This is a genomic window from Actinomycetota bacterium, assembly GCA_005774595.1.
In the GTDB taxonomy this organism is placed as follows: Bacteria; Actinomycetota; Coriobacteriia; order Anaerosomatales; family D1FN1-002; genus D1FN1-002.
In genome coordinates, this window is sequence record VAUM01000322.1 from 1 (window position 1) to 2,124 (window position 2,124).

Below are 2,124 nucleotides of genomic sequence, written 5' to 3' on the forward strand. Positions count from 1 at the left end.
GTCCGCCGGCGCTTCCGGCGCCGTGACGGCCGCGGCCGCGCCCGGGTCGCCGGTCTCGGCGAGGATCGTGAGGCGCGCCTGGAGGCCCGGCAGGTCGACCTGCGACTGGTCGGCTCCGACGTTGTCGGCGAGGAACACGATCGCGTCGAGCGCTTGGAAGAACAGGTCGGAGAACTCGGGCGTGTAGGCGTACTCGCGGTCTCGGACCTTGACCATGATGTCCTCGAGCCGGTGCGCCACGTCGGAGATGTCGATGAGTCCCACCATGCGCGACGAGCCCTTGATGGTGTGGGCGTCGCGCATCATCTGATCGATGAGCTCCCGGTTGTCCGGGTCCGCCTCCAGCATGATGACGCCCTCGTTCAGGCGCTGGAGCAGGTCCTGGGCCTCCTCTTGGAACTTCGATATGAACGCGCTGCGGTCGAACTCGACCATGTGTCGCCTCGTCTCCCCGCGCCCGCTCTAGTCGACGATCCTGAACGCCGCGCCGACCTGGCTCGACTCCGCCGCGATCGCGGACAGCTGCTCGGCGGCGGTCGCCACCTGCTTGCTGCCTGCGGCGGTCTGCTGGGCCACGGAAGCGACCTCGCGCATCGCCTTGACGACCTGGTCGGTCGCGCTCTTCTGCTGCTGGGTGGCGGCCGAGATCTCCTTGGCCGCGACAGTGGTCTGCTCGATCATCTCGAGAATCTGGTCGAGCGACTCGCCGGTGACGTGAGCGAGGTCGACGCCGGACTGGACCTGCTTGAGCTCCTGCTCGGTGGCGATGACCAGTTCGTTCGCGGACGCCTGGATCTCGGTCATGATCGTCGAGATCTCGCCGGTCGAGTCGACGACCGACTCGGCCAGCTTGCGGATCTCGATGGCGACGACCGAGAAGCCCTTGCCCGCCTCGCCCGCGCGCGCCGCCTCGATAGCGGCGTTGAGCGCGAGGATCTTGGTCTGGTCGGCGATGCTGTTGATGATCGTCAGCACCTGGCCGATCTGCTGGCTGCGCTCGCCGAGAGCGAGGATCTTGTTCGCGGACGATTGCGAGCGGCTCTTGATCTCCTCCATGGCGCTGAGCGTGTTCATGACCGCGTGCTGGCCGGACTCGGCGGTGCCGAGCGACGCCTCCGCCATCGTCACGACCTGGTTGGCGTTGTCGGCGATCTGGCGGTAGGTCGCGGCGAGCTCCTCCATCGTGGCGGTCGTCTCGCTGATGGAGGCCGCCTGCTCGGCGGAGCCCGACGCCTGCTCCTCGGTCGCGGAGAGGATCTCGGCGGACGAGGCGGCCAGACGGCGCGAGGACTCCTGGGTCTGCCGGATGAGGTAGACGATGAGGTCGAGCATCTGGTTGTAGGAGCGCGCGAGCACGCCGAACTCGTCGCCGCTGTCGAGATCGACCTTGCGCCCGACCTCGCCCTGGCACGCCGCCTTGACGCTCTCGACCACGAGGTCGAGCGGCTTCATGAAGCGGTTGCCGATGACGATGAACACGACGACGAACAGCATGGCGAGAAGCGTGAAGGTGCCGCCGGCGACCACCAGCTGGGTGACGAACCCCGGACTCTTGCGCATGTCGTCGCCGAACATGATCCAGACGACGGACCACTGCCCCAGGTTGACCACGAACATCAGGAGGATGGTCCACGCCGAGTACTTCCACAGGACCTTGCCGCGGAACTTGTCGATGAGACCCTTGATCATCGCTCTCCCGACCCCTTCACCTAGTCCTCGCCGCCGACGGGCTGCAGCACCCGGCCGATGTTGATCAGCCCGATGAGCCTGCCGTCCACGTACACGGACCCCGACACGAACTCCACCTGCGCCTTGCCGATCATCGACACCGGAGGCTCCACCGAGTCCTTCGGCACCTCCACGATGTCGCCGATCTCGTCGACCACCATGGCTGTCACGCACGAGTCGTTGCGCACCACGATGGCCTGCGACTCCCCCTCGGCCGTGCCCGCGCCCGCCAGGCGCATCAGGGCCGCGAGCTTCGTGACCGAGACGATCTCGCCCCGGATGTTGATGACGCCCTGGATGTGGTCGGGCACGCACGGTATCGGCGTGACCTCGTACTCCAGGTAGATCTCGCGCACGTCGGCGATGGGCACGCCGTACGTCTCGTCGCCGAGGGTG

At 67.1% G+C, this 2,124-nt stretch carries 3 protein-coding genes; all 3 read right to left on the reverse strand.

Annotated features, from left to right (window positions below; translation table 11 throughout):
• A partial coding sequence (locus tag FDZ70_09630; protein ID TLM69563.1) for a hypothetical protein occupies positions 1 to 435 on the reverse strand: 435 nt, incomplete at its 3' end.
• 27 nt (positions 436 to 462) lie between these two features.
• Complete coding sequence (locus FDZ70_09635; GenBank protein ID TLM69564.1) at positions 463 to 1,689, reverse strand: HAMP domain-containing protein; 1,227 nt, start codon at positions 1,687 to 1,689, stop codon at positions 463 to 465.
• A gap of 20 nt (positions 1,690 to 1,709) precedes the next feature.
• Positions 1,710 to 2,124: purine-binding chemotaxis protein CheW (locus tag FDZ70_09640; protein ID TLM69565.1), on the reverse strand; the 415-nt coding region annotated here is incomplete at its 5' end.